Consider the following 19,313-nt stretch of genomic DNA (forward strand, 5'->3'; position numbering starts at 1 on the left):
CGAGACTTTGAGAATTTTATACAAAAAATTCATTGATTCTGTTATGGCTTTCTCTATTCCATAACCGAATGCGAGAAATGCCGCCAAAGCCGAAGAAAATGAACAGCCTGTTCCTCTGAATTCTCCTTCAACTCTTTCAGTCCGGAACTCTTTGCCCTGGTAATATACTTTTACATGTTTTCCTGATTCGTGCCCGCCTGTCACCACCGAGTTTTCCGGGCGACCCAGGATTTCAGCCTCCCGGGTATTCATTGTCACGAAATCCGGGATTTCAATGAACTGTTTTACGGCATCCGGATCCATAAATTTTTTCCCCGATGTCGAAAAAAGAACTGTATTCCACACTATAACAGCCCCGGAAAATATTTTTTTTATCCTGGGCACAAGTTCTGGAAGACATATACCGATTTTTATTGCTTGAGGACTTTCAATTAGTTCAATGTCCGATAAAACGCTGTCAACGCTTCTGAACTCAGTTCGCTTTACCGCTTCATCGTTTTGGCTCGTGAAACAAGTAACTGTGCCGCCGGCATCAGCGCCCAAAATTGTCAGTATCTCAATGTCCTTTACAAATCCGGCTTTACCTGAAGGATCCAGCCCAGAAAGAGCGATAACTTTTTTATTGCCCACTCTTGATTATATTTAATAAATGCGCTAAATCAAATTAAAAAATCTAAATAAAAAAACTTGACAGAAATAAAATAATGATAGTATAAATCATTACACTATTGGTATAATAAAGGAAACTATATGTCTATTAAAAGAAATGATCTCGTTCGTAACTTTAAAAAAGACTACATAATCGAAATGGCTTTAAATGCATTCTTGAAAAAAGGTGTTGATAACACGACAATAGAAGACATAGCAAAAGAAACCTCATACACAAAAAAAACCATATATTCATATTTTAAAAGTAAAGAAGAAATATATGTATTCATTGGCATCAAGGCATTTGAAAAAATTGGAGAAAAATTCGACAGTATTTTGACCGGAAAAAAAACCGGCATCGAAAAAATCTTCGCTTTAATGCACGAATACCGCTCATTTTATTCAGAAAATCCAAATCTTCTCGTCTTGCTCATAAATTGGGACATGGGTAAAGTTGACTTCAGCAAAGTAAATACTGAAACCTATGAAAAATTCAAGAATTACAATGAACGAGCTATTTTACGCGTTGAAAATGCGTTAAAACTCGGCATTGAAGACGGAACTTTCAGACCCGATGTCAATGTACATTGCACTGTCGGTCATTTTCTTTACCTTCTCAGAACAACACTGTACCAGTCTATAATCGGCGAGGCAAAAGAATGCATTTATTATTTCTCTGAGTTTGTCAAACTTTTCCTGAAAGGTTTGGAAAATAACGGGTCTTTCGAAAAATTTTGTAAATTTCATGACAACAATGGGACAGAGGTGAAAAAGGGGGGGAATGAAAATGAAACGAAATTTTAGAATTTTAACGCTTGCTCTGATTTTTTCTGCTCTGACAGCAGAACCGCTTTTACCTGACAATGTGAAAGCTCTTTTTCTGATGCCTGAATATTACGGAGCCAATTACAACCTGATACGAAATTCAATAGAAGAGATGGGATGGGAAATTGTGCTTTGCGCCGTTGACGACACTGTTGCCGCATGCACGTGGTCAACTTCGCTGGGCGGATATCCAATCCCTGTCGATCTGACGACAGCTGAAATCACAGACGTATCCGAATACGACTGTTTATTGATTATGCCCGCATCATACTGGATTTCAGATCCCTACGGGGAAATAATTGACGATTCCGTTTCTATTCTTCTCATACAGGAAGCTTTTTCCGACAGCATACCGGTCGCCGCATGGTGCGCTGGGGTGAGAGTGATGGCGGTGGCCGGTATAATCAGCGGAAAAGATGTCACCGGTCATTCAAGTTTTTCTCACGAATATACCGCAGCCGGAGCCAACTATCTCGGACCTGATCTTCCTCCGGTTGTGGACGGCAATATAATCACTTGCACAAGAGGCCAATATTATATGCTACAGGCAGTAATCGCTTTATCAAGGATGACAGAAAAATACATGCAGTATTAATATTTTTAAAAAAGTGAGGATGATGATGAAGAGGATGCTTATATTACTGACTCCGTTTCTTGTTCCCGTTTCCACTGCATCACAAAACAGAATTGTCTGGTCTAGGACTTACGGCGGGCAATATTCTGACGGTGGAAAGCAGGTCGTTTCGACGACAGACGGAGGCTATGCGATTATCGGTTACACGTGGCCTGTCGGTTCAACAGACAGTGATGTTCTACTCATAAAAACAGATTCGGACGGGAATCAGATTTGGTCTAGAACATTCGGAGGAAACGGTTTTGACGCGGGTTATTCGCTTGTTCAAACACAGGATAAAGGATTCGCAATAACAGGATACACTGGTTCAAACACAGACGGAGACAAAGATCTTATAATAATAAAAACCGATTCGTCAGGTAACTTCATCTGGCAGAATTTTTTCGGCGGAGACGGAGAAGACTGCGGTTTATGCATCCGTGAAATACAGAACGGAGACCTTGTCGTTTCCGGTTACACTGAATCTTTCGGAGCAGGACAATTCGATGTGTATTTAATAAGAATTAATTCTTCCGGTGATTCTATTTTTGCCAAAATGTACGGTGATACGGCCTCAGAATTCGGTGCTTGTTTTGTACAGACAGCCGACGGCGGCTTCGCGATTACCGGCTTTTCCGGGTCAGGCGGAACAGGCAACAATGATTATTACCTTATTAAAACGGATGCCATGGGCATTTTTCAATGGCATACCTATTTCAATCCAGGCAACTGCGATTTCGCGCACTCTGTAATAATAGATCATCAGGGCCGATTTATTATTGCCGGCCACGGAGACGTTCACAGTTCTGACTTTTCAAATATCATTTTAGTAAATTGCAATTCTCTTGGCGGACAGCTCTGGTCATCCCACTACGACATCGATTTATTTTACAATTTCGGAAGATCCATTGCTTTAGACGGCTATGGAAAATATATCGTCTGCGGCATGACAAAAAACAGAATAACCGGAGACAACGACATTCTTCTTCTTTCTGCAGACACATCGGGAACCATAAACTGGCATGAAAAATACGGCTCGTCAGGTGACGATTACGCGTTTTCAGTCCTGAGAGACGACAGCGGTTTTGTCGTTGCGGGACAGACAAATTCAAGCGGTGCAGGTCATTTCGACGTAATTCTCATGCGGATGAGCAACGTCAGAGCTGACTTCACGGCGAGCCCTCTCACGGGAATTGCGCCCTTTCAAGCGGCTTTCTGCGATTTGTCAGCTGGCCGGATAAATATTCGTCAATGGGATTTCAACAACGACGGGATTATAGATTCATACGAGCAGAATCCGGTTCACACTTACGGCGAACCGGGTATTTACTCTGTCAGACTGATAGTCGGAGACGGAGCTGTCCTCGACACTCTTACAAAAATCGGGTACATAGAAGCTTTCGACGAAGAGAGCGGTGTCGAGTACAACGGAACAAACAGTTTTTCGCTCTGCCCTGCCTCGCCTGAAATAAACCTTACAGACTCTTTCACGATTGAAGCCTGGATAAAACCTTACAGTTTCGGAGAGAACGCGAATTTGGGGATGGGCAGAGTTATTGATAAAAATTCCATTTCAATTTTTTTAGCCAAAACAGCGTTCAACTATAATTGCCTCGTCCTAAGAATGAATCATTCCGGAGGAGTCACAAGCCACTCATTCACTCCGGACAGCTCAGTTATTCTTGGCGAATGGCAGCACATAGCAGTTGCATACAGGGCGTCTTCGGGAGAGGTGAAAATATACATAAACGGACAAGAAAAATCTCTCTCATTTCAAAACTCCCCGCAGGGTCCGCTTCAGGATAATCTCGGGACTGACATGTATATCGGAAATTCTGCAAACAACTCAATGACGTTTGACGGTACAATTGACGAACTGAGAATATGGAATACAGTCAGGACTGCTCAGGAAATAACCGAAAACATGGATCAATTACTGACCGGAAACGAAAACGGCCTGGCAGGATACTGGAAAATGAATGAAGCCAACGGAGACACCATATACGACTGCTCTACGTATGATAAAAAATGTTCTCTGGATTCCACAAGATGGGTTCAGGGAACTCCCTTTTATCCGACCGGTATTCACGAAAGCCCTGTTACTGAGATTTCATCTTCTTTCTTCTTCAAAGTATTTCCCAACACCGTCTGTTCGGAGCTTTTTTTTTCTTTCAACATTCCTGTGCAATCGAACGTTGAGATATCTGTATTCGACCTTTCCGGCAGAATAGTTGATTGTTATACGCTCCCGGAAATTCCCGCAGGCAGTCATCGAGTGAGATATAATGTTGAAAAACTTCCGGAAAACGTATATTTCGCAAGGCTTTCATGCGGCTTACATACTGCTAATACAAAATTCATAGTTCTGCACTGAATAGCTACAACGCTTGAGTCAACAAACTGGGGACATTCGGTAAAACGGTAAATTTCAGCTTTATTTCTTAGTCACAACGTCGAGGAGAAGACTGCTGTATTCTATGGCTTTCCAGTAACCATCGGCTTGTTTTGCCAAAGTGACTGGCCTCGGCGTCGCGGCTCCCGATGATTTTACGAAAATCTTATATCTGCAGTCACCCATCGCCTCGCTGTATTTATTGCTCGAAAACTCAAACGACACAGGCATTTTTTCGATTTTGTACGCGTTGTCCGGAGAAGTTCCGAGCACATAAGAATTGAACATGTATTCTTTGCCTTTTGACTGCAACGCGATAAATTTAAGATCAGCCTGAAAAAGTTCGAAAACACCTTCTCCCCTGTCTACGAGCCGGGAAGGGTCAACGACGGACGTTATCATTTTTTTGCCGGAATTTTCGTTTTTTACAAATTCCATGAGCGCCATAATGAGACACGCAGCCGATCCCTGGGGAGTCGTCCCTATCGCCGCAAATATTGACAGGAATTCATCCGGTGTTTCCGGTAATTTCCCTATTTTCTTTATCCAGGTATCCTGGCTTTCCATTGTTTTCTTCCCGGCTCGTTATTGAAAAGGATCATTAGTTTTCTATCTTTTTCTGAAAGGAATCTTCCAATATTTTTATCGCGCAAAAGGGTCCGCACATGGAGCATCCTTCTCCATCGTAAGGTCTTCTCTCTCTGAGAGATCTCGCTTTTTCACCTGTGTCGACCGATAGAGAATACTGCTTCTCCCAATCGAACACTTTTCTCGATCTGGCCATCTCGATTTCCCTTTCGACGGCTCTTTTGTAACCTCTCGAAGAGTTGGCCGCCTGCGCGGCAATTTTTGAAATAATCAACCCCTGTTTTACATCTTCAATGTCGGGAAGGCAAACGTGCTCGGAAGGGGTTACGTAACAGAGAAAATCCGCGCCGTGACAAGCCGCCACAGCTCCGCCTATCGCTCCGACTATGTGATCGTAACCCGGCGCGCAGTCAGTGACGAGCGGCCCCAGAACGAAAAAGGGGGCTTCGAATGTCAGTCTTTTCGCCAGTTTGACGTTCATCTCTATCTGATCGAGATAAAGATGCCCCGGACCCTCCACCATGACCTGAACCCCCGCCGCTCTAGATCTTTCGACAAGTTCACCCAAAACAAAAAGTTCTTCAATTTGCTGGGGGTCAGTGCCGTCGGCCACTGCGCCCGGCCGCATACCGTCTCCGAGGCTGAGAGTCACGTCGTATTCTTTTGCTATTGAAAGAATTTCGTCAAAATTCCTGTAGAAAGGGTTTTCCCTGCCGTTTGAGATCATCCAGCCCGAAACTATCGCTCCTCCCCTGCTGACGACTTTCAGAATCCTTTTTGAATTGTTTATCTTTTTTAATACGTCTCTTGTTATTCCGACGTGAATCGTCATAAAATCAATGCCGTCCTCGGCATGCATGACTACCATGTCGAGAAAATCCTTCTCAGAGAAATCTATGACTTTTTTGTTTTCTTTGAAAGCTTTTACAGCGGCGTCGTAAATGGGTACCGATCCGACGGGCACCGGGCTCGCTCCTACCAATTCCCTTCTCATTTGCCTCAAATCGCCCCAAGTCGAAAGTATCATTATAGCGTCTGTTCCGTATTTAAAAGCGAGGTCTGCTTTCTTCATCTCGTCCTCGGAAGAAGAATAACCCTTCGAAGTGCCTATATTGACGTTCACCTTTACAGGACAGTCTTTTCCTATGATTTTTGGCGACTTTATTTCGTGAAGTCTGTTTTTAGGAAGTACCGCGAAACCTTCGGCGATGTGCCCCGACATTAAAACTTCATCGAGGCCTTCCTGCCTGCACGCCATAATTAATTCGGGGCTTCTTTCTCCCTTTCTCGCGCATTCTAACTGAGTCAATTCATCACCTCTTTTTCATAAATTACAACAAATAATATTCGCGGTCAAATACAGTTCGTCACGATTCGAACAGTTCGTGGCTGTCGTAAAGCTGTCTGTAAACTCCTTTTTTACCGTATAATTCTTCGTGAGTGCCGCTTTCAGCCAGTTTTCCCTGTTCAATCACGAATATCTTCCGGACATTTTTGACCGTCGTCAGTCTGTGAGCCACTATTATCGCGGTCCTGTCCTTCAGCAGACTGTCAATAGAATCCTGGACTTTTCTCTCGGATTCGTTGTCTAAAGAACTTGTAGCTTCGTCAAATAACAATATTTTGGGGTTCTGAAGGACAGCTCTCGCTATTGCAATTCTCTGTCTTTGCCCACCGGAAATGTGAGTCCCTCTTTCACCGACGATCGTCTTGTATCCGTCAGGTAATTCTTTAATGAACTCGTCGGCGTTCGCGATTTTGGAAGCTTTTTCTATATCGTCAGGTGCGGCATCCTCTTTTGCGTAAGCGATATTGTTTTCAACAGTGTCGTAAAACAGCAAAACCTCCTGACTCACCGACCCTATCAGTTTTCTCAGCGACGATATTTTAATTTTTCTGATGTCCGTTCCGTCAATGCTTATTGTGCCCGAGGATGGATCATAAAACCTCATCAGAAGTTCCAGTATTGTCGTTTTTCCGACCCCGCTCCTTCCGACAATGGCGGCTGTCTCGCCTTTTTTAATACAGAAAGACAGGTCTTTCAAAACACTTTTGCCTTCCACGTAGGAAAAGCAGACACTGTCAAATGAAATTTCGTCAGTAAAATCTATTTTTTCGACTGATACAGGCGAATCTTCAATACTGGCTCTAACGTCGAGTATCGAATAAATCCTTTCGAGGCCGACGAGAGCTCCCTGAAGTTCGTTACGCTTTTGCACTACTACTTTTACCGGATGCATCAAAGACAGCACGGCGCCGAGGTAGACGAAAAAAGCGGCCGGAGAAAATCCCGAAGTCTGCTCTATTATCATTTTTCCGCCTATCCATATCAGGAACAGAACCACCGCCATGTTTATGAAATCGCTCAGAGGTCTCGTCAGGGAATCAATTCCGATCCTCTTGAAATTATTCCTTTTGAGAGCCCCCGTCAGAGCTGAGAACGATTTTTTTTCCCTTTCGAAAGTTCCAAACGAAAGCACGACTTTTATGTTTGTCCCGATTTCCTGAACCTTGGAATTGACCTTGGCCCAGGTGTCCTGTGTTCTGCTCATGTATTTTTTTATTTTTTTTGTCATCCATCTCGACATAAAAGACATAATCGGAATAAATACGAGAGCTATGAGAGTGAGTTGAAAATTAATCGCCAGGGCAATGACGAGATAAAACAGAACGAGCAATACATTTCTCGCGATCTCTATCAGAGCGCCCAGGGCAGTGAAACCGACGAGGCTGACGTCGGAAGTTATTCTTGCTGTCAATTCTCCTATTCTGTGTTTTTGAAAAAAATCCATAGACATCGTCGAATAATGATTGAATATCATCTCCTGATACAGTTTTATGACGCTCTGTTCGATGTCGGCAAAAATTAGTCTGTGAAAATAATCGACGATTGATTTCAGAAGAAAGATAATAAATGAAACGAAAATGACAGCCTGAAGTACTTTCATCGGAGAATTATTTTTGAGAAACTCGTCAAGATTGCTTTTGAGACTGGAAAAAAACGCTTCTATTCCTTTGTCCTTCAGCTCCTCCAAAGATCCGGCGAGCATTTTTGATATCTGAGGCATCATGGGTGATTCCTCATAAACAGCGTCCTGCTGAACAATCAGTATTTTTTGAGCTATCGGATAAAGCATGCCGATTGACAAACCGGACAAAATGACAAAAACAGTCATCAAGAACGTACCGAGCAGTATTTTCGGCCAGTATCTCAGTGAAGTTTTGAGAAATCGTAAATAAGGACCGCCGGATTTCATTGCAGAAGAGCCCCGGCAAATTTTTCCGGGTCAAATATCTCGAAATCCTCTTCCGACTCGCCGACTCCCAGATAAAGGACCGGTATCTTCATTTGTTCGACAATGGGGAACACGCACCCGCCTTTTGCCGTTCCGTCGTATTTTGTCAGGATGATGCCGGTCAGGGGAGCAAATTCAGAAAATATTCTCGCCTGAGTAATCGAATTCTGACCCGTAGTCGCGTCCATGACTATGAGAGTTTCGTTCGGGTAATCCGGATTGTTCTTTTTGACAACTTTGCCTATTTTTGACAATTCGTTCATCAGATTTATTTTTGTGTGCAATCTTCCCGCCGTGTCTATTATAAGGACATCTTTTTTTCTCGATATTGCCGCGTCGACCGCGTCGTGAACAACCGCCGCAGAATCACCGCCTTCCTGCCCGCTGACACATTCGATTCCCAGTTTTTCCGCCCACATTTCCAGCTGGAGAACACCCGCCGCCCTGTACGTGTCGGCCGCAGCTAAAATCACCTTTTTCCCTTCCCTTGCGTACAGTCTGCCGAGTTTCGCCGCGCTCGTTGTCTTGCCTGTCCCGTTGACTCCCACGATCATTATGACTTTGGGAGAAGAATCCGCTTCCGGCTTTTTCGGGATTTTGAGTCTTTTTACGAGTTCGGATTTAATTCTTTCTTCCAGCATATCCGAAGGGGCGGATTTCGCGATTTCAATGAGTTTTGAAGCCAGTTCCGTGCCCATGTCGGAAAGTATCAAAGATTCCTCAAGGCGGACGATTTCCTCTTCGTCGAATTTTCCGCCCGTCCGGATCAGTCTCTTCAGCCCTTTCGTCAGAGAGGCGCCCTTCTCGGACGCCGATTTAGTTATCTTCTCCCAGAAATTCATCTATCTTTTCGAGGTTGACGGACACTACAGAACTGACTCCTTTCTCTTCCATCGTGATTCCGTATAATCCCTGGCAGAACTCCATGGTCCTTCTGTTGTGGGTGACGAGGACCACTTGTGATTCGAGTGCTATGGTCTTCAAAAACCTTATGAATATCTCCACGTTCGAATCGTCAAGGGGAGCGTCCACTTCGTCGAGGACAACGAGGGGAGAAAGTCTCATCTGATGTAGCGCGTAAAGCAAGCTCAGGGCGGTAAAAGACTGTTCGCCGGTCGAAAGCAAACGGGTCGTGCTCAGTTTCTTTCCCGGCGGCACTGCGAGTACTTTTATGTCTGATTCGAGAGGGTCTTTTTCGGTTTCGAGCTGAAGATCGGCCAGAAAATCAGCTCCGCTTTCTTCTTTCGAGTTGAAGAGAACTGAAAATATGTTCTTGAAATTGGCTCTGACAGCTTCGAAAGTCTCAAGAAATTTCTCTCTCGCGATCTTGTCTATTGAATTAATAGTGTCTTTGAGGCCTTTTTTCGTGTTCTCGAGATCGTCTTTCTGAGCTCCGAGAAAATTGAATCTTTCCAGTATTTCCGCGTATTCTTCTTCCGCGTTTTCGTTCACGGAGCCCATTGACATCAATCTCGATTTAATTCTAAAAATGTCATCTTTCGTGATTTCATCTTCAGAGGGCTCAACCTCGTCGAGTTTCTCGGGACCGAAGCCGAACACGGCCTCAAGTTCTCCCGTTATACTGTTCAATTCTCCCTTCAGGTCCGCCATTTTCACGTTATAAGTCTGGGCAATGTCCATCAGTTCCGTTTTTGTTTTTTCAAGTTCTCTGTTTTTTTCCTCGGTGTTCCTTATGTTTTGCCTCGTCGTCTCTATTGACGCCTGAAGTGTTTCTATTTCCTTTTTTGAATTTTCAATGGCCGCGGATTTCTCCCTGCTTTTTTCCTCGATAGACAATACCCGGGATTCCTCTTCTTTTGCCGTTTCTTTTTCTTCGGTCAATATTTTTTCAAGTTCTTCTATTCTGACGGCGGCCCCGAGAGCTTCCGCTCTTTTTTCGCCGATCTTTTCAGCGAGAGCTTTTTTTCTCTCACCAAGTCTCGCGGTTTCAGATTCGATCTCGGATAACAGCGCAAGAGAAGGTTCGATTTTCTTTTCCGTTTCCTGAAGTTCTGATCTCACGGATTCTATCTGAGCCGCGATGTTTTCCAGCTCGACGAGCAGTTTTGCCTGTCTTCTGTTTTTTTCGCGCAGTGATTCTTCTATTTCTCCGAGCTCCTCATTGAGCGATTTCTCTTCCTTCGACTCTTCTTCGTCAGTCTTTTCAATGACACTCAGCTTGTAATTCAGATTCTTTATCTCCGTGTGCAGAGTCGCTTTTTTGCCCACCGCCATCTTCAGGACGTCGGCTTTTTCTCCGAGATTTTTTATTGTCTCATCAAGTTCCCTTCTGTTTATTTCCCTTCTCTCTTCGGTTTCGCCAATCCTGTTTTTCAAATTTTCCTTTATTTTCGTGAGCTCTTCAATTCTCTCTTTTCTGCCTATGATTTTCGGCTTCTGGCTCCCCATCGAATACAGGACACCTCTTCTTACAGAATGACCGTCAAGGCTGACGGCGTTCAGCGAAGGGTGTTTTCCGGCTGTCTCTACGACGTCTCCGCCGGACACGACGAACCATCCCGTAAGAAGTCTCTCGGCAAAGTCCTTGACGGAAGGATCGTCGGCTTTTACGTGAGACGACAAGGGATCAAGACCATCAGGCGTTTTTTCCGAAAACACTTCCAAACCGGTTTTTTTTACAAGAAACCACCCCTTCCCCATACTCTCCCGTTCAAGTTCCTCAACCCGGGTTTTCAGCTGATCCTGTTCGACAATAACTGCGCCGAGCGCCGAACCGAGGGCAATCTCGACCGCAATTTCGTATCCTTTTTCAACTTCCAGAGAATCGTTCAGAGTGCTCAGTCCGCAGTTTTTCAAAAGATATTTTGTCGCTTCGTCATATCCTTCAAGGTCTTTCTGCTGTTCCGACAGCAGTGACAATTCAGATTCGCAGGAAGCCAGGTCGTTCTGATGCGAAGAAGATAAAGAAGAAAGCGACTCCCTCTCGGAATTCAAAACAGAGCTTTTTTCCTGAAGATGGGACATCGAAACTTCAAGATTCGACTGCTCCGAATCGAGCCTCGAAATGGATTCTTCGCAGGCCCCGTACTTCTCTTCGGCTTCCTCCTTCTCTATTTTCCTGTTTTCTTTGGCTTCGCCGAGTTTTCTGATCAGTCCTGTTTTCAGGGTCTTTTTTTCCGAAAGCGCCGAAATTTCCTTTTGAAGGAAATTATCTTCGCGCACGGCTTCGTCCCTTTTTTCCGATTCATTTCCGAGATTGTTTTTCAGTTTTTCTATAAGAGATTTTTCTTTTTCGAGAGATGAAAGAATCTGCGTTTTCTCGTTCTTTTTTGTTTCTTCGTCAGCCGACAACTCGTCAAATTTTCTCTCCATCTCCCGGGCTGTTTCGTTCAGAGCCGGAACAAGTTCTTCCATAGAAGTAAGTTCTTTTTCGTGTTCCTCAATCTTTCCCGTCAAATATTTCAGTTCCTGTTTTTTCCCGAGCAGTTCGGCGTTCATCTGCGAATAAACTGAAAGGTCCATGTCAAATTTTTCTTTCCTGACTGACAGTTCTTTAACTGTTTTTTCCTCAGCCGACCAGAGAGAATCAGCTTCTTCGCCGAGTAATCGCGCGTTTTCTTCGATCTGAGAACGCTTTATTACGCTTTTGTTTATCGCCTCGGCGATCTCGATTTCCGATTTGCGTATTTCGTCTCTCTTTCTCCTGGAAAACAAAAGAAGCTTCGACTCGAACTGATTTTTCAGGTTTTTGTAGTGATTCGCCTTTTTCAGGTCTTTTTTGAGCATTGTCAGATTTGTGTTCACTTCGTCAATTTTATCCTGAAGTCGCAGTATGTCTGCTTCAGTGTCTTTAAGTCTCGACATCGTTACGCTTTTTTGAGCCTGGTATTTGGCTATCCCGGAAACCTCGGCGAACATGTCCCTGCGCACCTGAGAGTCGTCGTCGAGTATCCTTTTGATAGCGTCAATGGAAAACAGCGAATAGCTCCTGCTCGTGATTCCTATGTTCCTCAGAGTGTCTATTATGTCGCGCAGAAGACATGGAGTCTGGTTTATGAAATATTCGCAGAATCCGTCTCTTTTTACCCTTCTTTTGAAAGTGATTTCGTGAAAACCGAGCGGTGAAGGCGTTTCCCCTTTTGCCTCGAAAGTGAGGTCTATCTCTGAAAAAGCCAGCGGCGGCCTTTCCACCGTACCGTTGAAGATGACTTCTTCCATCTTGACGGCTCTTATAAGCCTGCTGTTTTGTTCTCCCAGCGCCCATCTGACGGCTTCGATAAGATTGGATTTGCCGCAGCCGTTAGGCCCGACAATGCCTGTTATGCCGTCGTCGAAATCTATAGACACTCTGTCAGCGAAAGATTTGAATCCGAAAATATCAATCCGTTTAAGTCTCATTTTATGCTGAATCCTCCGTCAATTTCACCGGCCCGAAACGAACTCTCATCTGATGTTCGAACCCTGCGCGACGTCTTTGTCGAGAGTGAGAAGCGACACGGTCTTTCCGTCGTCGGCGGCGAGTATCATGCCGTTTGATTCAACGCCTCTTATTTTCGCCGGTTCGAGATTTGAAACGACTATGACTTTTTTACCCAAAATATCTTCTTCCGGGTAATAAGGCACCATTCCCGCGACTATCTGTCTTTCCTCGTCGCCGAGATCGACAGTCAGTTTGTAAAGTTTGTCGGATTTCTCGACTCTCTGAACAGATTTGACGAGACCGACTTTAAGACCGATTTTCAAAAGGTCTGAAATGCTCGCTTTTTCCTTTTCCTGCGCCTTTTCTTCGGTCATCTTTCTCTCCTTGCCAAGCATTTTTCTCTGGTTATCAATTTTTTCGTCGTCAATTTTTCCGAAAAGTATTTCCAGGTTTCCAAGCTCGTGCCCCTCCGGTATTCTGAAATCGCCCGATTCGTCCCAAGGGCGTTTTTCGAGTCTAAGCATTTTAAAAATCTTCTGCGAAGTGAAAGGCAAGACAGGTTCGATTACAGAGGCAAGCGTGTCAATAATTGCCGCACAAAGGGCAATCACATACCGGCACTTTTCCGGGTCGCTCTTTACGAGAGACCAGGGTTCGTTCGACTGAAACACCTTGTTTCCCGTCCGGGCGAGTTTCATGAACTCGTTCACGGCCTTTTTCACCTGAAAACTTTCATAGAGAGCACCTATTCTTTGCGGCGCGGTTCTTATCTCTTGTGTGAGCTCCTTTTCGAAAGACGATTCGTCGAGACCGGGTATTTTTCCTGCGTAGTATTTATTGACGAAAGTTAAAGTTCTGTTGACGAAATTGCCCAAAACGTCAGCAAGCTCGTCGTTTACTCTGCGCTGGAATTCTGACCAGGTAAAATCCACGTCGGAATTTTCTGGCGCGGTGGCCGCCAAAACGTATCTGAGTGCGTCCGGAGGGAATGCTTCTACCGCCTGGTCAACCCACACGGCCCAATTCCTGCTCGTTGAGACTTTTTCTCCCTCGATGTTGAGAAATTCGTTGGCGGGTATCTGGTCGGGCAAAATGTAATCGCCGTGAGCCATTATCATTCCCGGCCAGACCATCGCGTGGAAAACTATGTTGTCTTTTCCTATGAAATGGACTAGTCTGGTGTCTTTATCAAGCCAGTATTTCTCCCAAAGTCCGGGGTCTTTCCTGATGTCCTTCGCCCATTCGATCGTTGAGGATATGTAGCCGATGGGTGCATCGAACCAGACGTAGAGGACTTTTCCTTCCGATCCTTCGAGCGGAACGGGAACCCCCCAGTCAATGTCTCTTGTTATGGCTCTCGGAATAAGCCCTTCGTCAAACCAGGTCTTGCAGAATTTAGTCACGTTGTCTTTCCATTCCGGGTGATCTGAATGCCAGTCCTTAAGTTTCCCGGTCAAGGCGTCGAGTCTGAGAAACCAGTGGGTCGTCTTCCTGAAAGCCGGTTCGGAAGAGCATATTTTGCACCTGGGGTTTTTAAGCATCGAGGGTTCGAGCCATCTTCCGCAGGCTTCACACTGATCGCCTCTGGCGCCTTTCGAGGAGCAGAAAGGGCATTCTCCCTCGACGAATCTGTCGGGCAGAAATCTGCCGCACTTTTCGCAATAAAGCTGGGTGATTTCTTTCTCCTCCAAAAATCCGTTTTCGAGAAGTTTCAGAAAAAATTTCTGGGTCCTCTCGTAATGAAGTTTTTTTGTCGTTCTCGAAAAATTTTCGTATTCTATTCCCACGTCGTTCAGAGCCTTTTTAATCATTTCGTGGTAACCATCGACAAGTTTTTTCGGAGTCGTCTTTTCCTGTTCGGCCTTCAAAGTTATCTGAACGCCGTGTTCGTCCGTTCCGCATATATGAATGACGTCTTCACCTTTTGATCTCAAATATCTGACGAATATGTCAGCCGGCAGATAACATCCGGCCAAATGACCTATGTGAAGCGGTCCGTTCGCGTATGGTAAAGCGCTGGTCACAAGTGTTCTTTTGTGCTTCATCACTCTCTCCAAATCCGTTATTCGTTAAAGGGGGGATTTTTCATGTTTAGTTCGCAGAGTTTGAGTGTCTTCATCACTCCAGTGGCCGTTTTAACAGTCACGCAATTCTGATATATGTGTGTGCTGACGATTTCGACTTCGTCGCCGTCGGCAGTCTTGACCTTGGAACCTATTTCAGGATAATACTGGGATGCCTCTTTGTACATTTCCCACTCGTACATAAGACAGCACATGAGCCTTCCGCACAATCCGGAAAGTTTTTGCGTGTTGAGGTTAAGGTTCTGTTCTCTGGCTATCTGAAGTGTTATCGGCTTGAACTCTTTCAAAAACATCGAACAGCATGTTTCTCTGCCGCACGCGCCTATGCCTCCGAGTCTCGTCGCGTAATCCCTGACGCCAATCTGCCTGAGATCCACTCTGCAGTGTAGATGCTTGGCGAGGTCTCTGACCAGCTCTCTGAAATCTATCCGCTCCTCGGAAACAAAAAAGAGCCTGATCTTGGACTCCTCGCTGTCGTATTCGACGTCTACAATTTTCATCGGAAGGCTGAAATGTTCAACCCTCTGTTTTGCAAACTGAAGCGATGTGATCTCTCTCTCGCGGATTTCCTGCCATCTGATCTTGTCCATTGTAGAGGCGTATCTGACAATTCTTCCTTTGGGTTCAAGTCTGTTCAGATGTTTTCCCACGTCGGTTATCCTGCCTACTTCTTCTCCTATCCGTCTGATGGCTACAACAAAATCGCCCTCTTCCGGCGGCACGAGGAGGTCGCAGTCACAGACGGCTTTACCGTGTCCTTCGAAATCAACTTTTATGTTCATAATGTCTTTTCAATCAGATAATCTCTTATCAAACCGCTTTCAATGTTGAGGTTGAGGGCTCTTTCCGCCTCGAGGCAGGCTTCTTCGCACCTGAAAAAATGCCTGACGTCTCTGTTCCGGATGAATTTCAGAATTCTATCAGCAAAATCGGGATTTCTCAAATTATTTGACATGCCGTTTGAAGCAAAAACGAAATCGGCGCAGAGACTGTGAAGGGATTCTATTACGGTAAAAATCAGTTCCCTTTCAGACATTCTCGACGGCCATGACGAATATATCTTTTTCTTGTCTGCCGACAGAAAAGCGGAAATGAAATTCTTTCTCGTCTCGTTTTTGTCTTCGTCGAAAGCGAGCTCGATGGCCTTTGTAAGACTGCCGTCTGAAAGTTGCGCCGCTTTTTCGGCATCGTTCTTATTCAAACCGGTCTTCTCGGAAATGACCATAGATATAACTTTTTTATCAAGAGGTCTGAATCTTAAAAGAACCGCTCTGGATACGACAGTCGGCAAGAGCGAGGAAAGATGAGAAGTTGTCATTATGACGGCTGTGTCCTGGGGAGGTTCTTCCAGCGTCTTCAAAAAAGCGTTAGCCGCCTCGACTCTCATTCTGTGTGCGTCAACAACTATCACGAATCTCTTTTTCGCCGAATAAGGCCTGTAAAGCAGTTTTTCCTGAACCCTTCTTATCTGGCATATTCTTATAGAAAAATTAGGAGATTCGGAAATCCTCCACACACGGTTTTTCAGCGATTCGTTCTGTTGTTCTTCGATTTCGTCGGGATCGGAACTGTCCGTGGGAGCGACAAATATCAGATCGGGATGAACGAGAGAACGGAAAGTTTTGTCGTTTGCATGATCGGCGAATTCGAAAGCGGCACTGGTCTTGCCCACACCCCTGGGACCGTAGAAAATAAAAAGGGACGGTATCCTGTTTTCAGCTCTCGTCCTCTCGAGGTAGCCGAGAGCTTCTTCCTGACCTTTCACTGAAAAAGCGATCATTTGCCCCCGGATAGATATTCGAGGGGATTGACGAGTCGTCCGCCTATCCTGATCTGGAACTGAGTCTTGGGATCTCCTCCGACATTCTCGGCCACGCTTCCGAGAGTGTTGCCCGCTCTTACAACCTGTCCAACTACGACGTTGAGGGGCGAGGAAAGAGAGCCGTAATAAGTGCTGTACCCGTCTCCGTGATGAACGATGACGACGCTGTTCTTGAGCCCGAACCTCTGGGCGTAAAACACAGTGCCGTCGGCGACGCATCTGACTTCAGTACCGACTGGCGCGAATATGTCGAGACTACCCGACTCGCCGCTGCCGTGAGAGAGAGAGCTTCCTCCGTCAACCGGCCAAGGTATAGATCCCTTGTTCTTTTCTATAATGTTTTCAGGATTTACCTCCGCCTGCTGAGTCTGATCGGTTCTCACGGAAGTGTAATTCGGAATCTGGGAAGTCACGGCGGTGACAGGATTGAATGAGGTACCTCCTATTGAAGCGCTGACGTTCCTCGATCTTTCCTGCGCCTGGACCTGTCTGTCAATTTCACTTGCGGCCTGGCTGAGTTCGTCTTTCAGTATCTGCTGTGCCTCTATCGAAGAATCGAGTCTCACTGCCAAAGCTGTCATGTCGAGAGAATCTATCTCTATCTGTTCCCCGATTATCTCTATCTGGTGCTGAAAATAATTGAGTCTTTCTATCATCGCGTTCATCGAATCCACTCTCGCCTGCAGCTGAGATTTGGAAATTCTCATTGACCTGACTATACGCGCCATCTCTTCAGCCGTCCTCGTGAGATATTCCATTCTTCCGACAAAATCCGAAAAACTCTCCTCGGAAAGAAAAACTTCGAGAGCCGAGGGGTTCCCTCTCTTGTAAAGCTGTCTTATCTTCTGAGCGAGCATTTCGTCGTAAATCTGTGTTTTCGAGGATATCCTTTCGTACGTCCGGGAAAGTCTGAGAGAATCTCTCAATATCACTTCTCTCCTCGACAACAGGGAATCTTTGAGGGCTCTGGCCAATTGTCTGTGTTCTACGAGCAGTTCAAGGCGTGCCACTAGGTCTTTGGCCTGATCGCTCATTGAAGTAGTCGTCTGTTCAATTTCGGCCATTTTCTGCCTCATCGTAGTGAGGAACACTTCGTCGGAAACCTGTCCGGCGGCGAGCAAAGCTATTATAAATAAAACTTTCATGAATATTCTCCTTCGGACGCGTGTCCTTCGGACTCTTGCATCCTTCGGAGAACATTATATTGTCTTTTGATTAAAAATAAAGCTTTTATAAACATTTCCTGATTTTTCTGTAATTTTGGGAAAACCGGTTTTACTTGATATGAAAAACGAAGACGGCGAGAAGATAATATACAATAAAAAATGCCGTGAGCGTCACTGTCGGTCCCAGAAGGTATTTGTAAGTGTCCTTCCATGACGAACAGAAATATTCTTTCGAAAGAAGGAGACAGGCGTGAAAAGGCGAAAGCATCATTCCGGCGTATCCGAAGCCGAACGAAAGGATGAGAACAGCCGTTTTTGAATACTGCGGAAAATCGCCTAACATGTCTATTATGAGAGGGAAACTCGCTCCTATAAATCCTATCGCTATTCCCGTAATCATACCCGCAATAAACGGCAGAAAAGCAAAAACGGCTAGTACGGGGAAATTAAGAGTTTGAATGTCTATGGCTATGTTCTGAGCTATTCCCGCTTCCTCAATGACTTTCTTGTAACCCATTATTGTAATTATCATCACGGCGAGAGGAATGAGTCTGCTCAAACTGACAGCTTTTCCGGCGCTCATACCTTTTTTCCAGCTCTTCAAACAGACGAGAATGCCAACCAGAACTGCGGGAATTATAGTCAGTTCAGTCTGAATCTCGATTCCCAGAACGGAAAGGACGATTTTGTATAAGATGGTGAAAACAATGACGGATAAAAGCGGCGCAAAACCCGCAAAAGCTCCTTTTGGCACCCTGAAAGGTTTTTTTTCCAATTTCGTCGTTTTAACAATCCTGTAAAGGAAAATCCAACCGAATAGAATTGCTGCAGCAGAAAAAATGAACGTGTGAGCCATCCACTTCACCATTCCGTATCCGGTCACAGCGAGCAGGGTGATAACGGCGGGATAAAGCGGCCACCAGAACTCCCAGACGTGCCTGAACCAGTAATTGAGAGCCGTTAAAAGTCCCGGAGAATTTTTACCGTCAATACTCGAATTGACGAGAGGCGCGCTGAAGAGCGCTCCGCCGGGCATCGGAAGAAGGCCTATGAGAGAAGCCATGAAAACTCCAGCCGCTCTGCCTGACGAAAACATACTGACCGAAGCTTTTTTGCAATTTTCGAGAGTTCCGGTCACTTCCATTACACCGCTGAATACGCTTATCAAAGTGACGAGAAGGGCGAGAAAAATGGAGTTTTGAGATACGGAACCCCAGACGAACGATTTCAACGTGCCCAGAAATCCGTGCCCAAACAGAAATCCGCTGATAAGCGCGCCCGAGAAAATAGCCAGGGCTATCCATTTTTTTGCAAATTTCGACGCAGCGAAAATGACGCAGAAGACGATTGCTATTTTTATGAGGGACATATTCAGAGGAAATTATCAGATAAAACTTAAAAAATCAAACTATTCGGTGTAGCCGGGGCTGATCACGATGATGGTGTCTGCACTGCCGTTTTTACCCGCTCCGACAATAGTGTAGGTGTTTGGAGAAAA

General features: G+C 45.1%; 14 protein-coding genes. 3 read left to right on the forward strand and 11 right to left on the reverse strand.

The window, feature by feature from the left end; translation table 11 throughout:
- Positions 1-630 (reverse strand): bifunctional hydroxymethylpyrimidine kinase/phosphomethylpyrimidine kinase (locus tag JXL83_04095; protein ID MBN2363293.1); only part of this gene is annotated, 630 nt, incomplete at its 3' end.
- Positions 631-750: 120 nt separating this feature from the next.
- On the opposite strand from JXL83_04095, the gene JXL83_04100 reads away from it, so the two are divergent.
- The 3 genes from JXL83_04100 to JXL83_04110 are packed head-to-tail and all read left to right on the forward strand — an operon-like array spanning position 751 to position 4,460.
- A complete protein-coding gene (locus JXL83_04100) occupies positions 751-1,452 on the forward strand; it encodes a TetR/AcrR family transcriptional regulator (GenBank protein ID MBN2363294.1) in 702 nt (233 codons plus the stop codon).
- A complete protein-coding gene (locus JXL83_04105; protein MBN2363295.1) occupies positions 1,436-2,068 on the forward strand; it encodes a DJ-1/PfpI family protein in 633 nt (210 codons plus the stop codon). Before JXL83_04100 ends, JXL83_04105 begins: the two co-directional genes overlap by 17 nt.
- A gap of 25 nt (positions 2,069-2,093) precedes the next feature.
- Positions 2,094-4,460, forward strand: a complete 2,367-nt coding sequence (locus JXL83_04110; GenBank protein MBN2363296.1) for a hypothetical protein — start codon at positions 2,094-2,096, stop codon at positions 4,458-4,460.
- 60 nt (positions 4,461-4,520) lie between these two features.
- Here the strand turns inward: JXL83_04110 and JXL83_04115 are convergent, their stop codons facing one another.
- The 10 genes from JXL83_04115 to JXL83_04160 form a co-directional block, all read right to left on the reverse strand.
- Positions 4,521-5,045, reverse strand: coding sequence for a hypothetical protein (locus JXL83_04115; GenBank protein MBN2363297.1), 525 nt, complete (start codon positions 5,043-5,045; stop codon positions 4,521-4,523).
- Positions 5,046-5,079: 34 nt separating this feature from the next.
- Positions 5,080-6,375, reverse strand: a complete 1,296-nt coding sequence (gene thiC, locus JXL83_04120) for a phosphomethylpyrimidine synthase ThiC (GenBank protein ID MBN2363298.1) — start codon at positions 6,373-6,375, stop codon at positions 5,080-5,082.
- A gap of 58 nt (positions 6,376-6,433) precedes the next feature.
- Positions 6,434-8,323, reverse strand: a complete 1,890-nt coding sequence (locus JXL83_04125) for an ABC transporter ATP-binding protein (GenBank protein ID MBN2363299.1) — start codon at positions 8,321-8,323, stop codon at positions 6,434-6,436.
- The gene (gene ftsY / locus JXL83_04130) at positions 8,320-9,204 is read right to left on the reverse strand and encodes a signal recognition particle-docking protein FtsY (protein MBN2363300.1); all 885 of its coding nucleotides are present in this window, start codon (positions 9,202-9,204) and stop codon (positions 8,320-8,322) included. The genes JXL83_04125 and ftsY overlap by 4 nt, the downstream gene beginning before the upstream one ends.
- Entirely contained in the window at positions 9,179-12,721 is a 3,543-nt protein-coding gene (gene smc / locus JXL83_04135) for a chromosome segregation protein SMC (GenBank protein ID MBN2363301.1), read from the reverse strand. Before smc ends, ftsY begins: the two co-directional genes overlap by 26 nt.
- A 45-nt stretch (positions 12,722-12,766) precedes the next feature.
- On the reverse strand, positions 12,767-14,788 hold the full coding sequence (metG, locus tag JXL83_04140) for a methionine--tRNA ligase (GenBank protein ID MBN2363302.1): 2,022 nt from the start codon (positions 14,786-14,788) through the stop codon (positions 12,767-12,769).
- A gap of 17 nt (positions 14,789-14,805) precedes the next feature.
- Entirely contained in the window at positions 14,806-15,609 is an 804-nt protein-coding gene (locus tag JXL83_04145) for a stage 0 sporulation protein (protein ID MBN2363303.1), read from the reverse strand.
- Positions 15,606-16,607, reverse strand: coding sequence for a hypothetical protein (locus JXL83_04150; GenBank protein MBN2363304.1), 1,002 nt, complete (start codon positions 16,605-16,607; stop codon positions 15,606-15,608). The genes JXL83_04145 and JXL83_04150 overlap by 4 nt, the downstream gene beginning before the upstream one ends.
- Positions 16,604-17,794, reverse strand: a complete 1,191-nt coding sequence (locus JXL83_04155; protein ID MBN2363305.1) for a peptidoglycan DD-metalloendopeptidase family protein — start codon at positions 17,792-17,794, stop codon at positions 16,604-16,606. The genes JXL83_04150 and JXL83_04155 overlap by 4 nt, the downstream gene beginning before the upstream one ends.
- Positions 17,795-17,924: 130 nt before the next feature.
- Positions 17,925-19,184, reverse strand: a complete 1,260-nt coding sequence (locus JXL83_04160) for a DUF401 family protein (protein ID MBN2363306.1) — start codon at positions 19,182-19,184, stop codon at positions 17,925-17,927.
- Positions 19,185-19,313 lie beyond the last annotated feature (129 nt).

Source organism: candidate division WOR-3 bacterium (genome assembly GCA_016934535.1).
Classification (GTDB): Bacteria; SDB-A; SDB-A; order SDB-A; family SDB-A; genus JAFGIG01.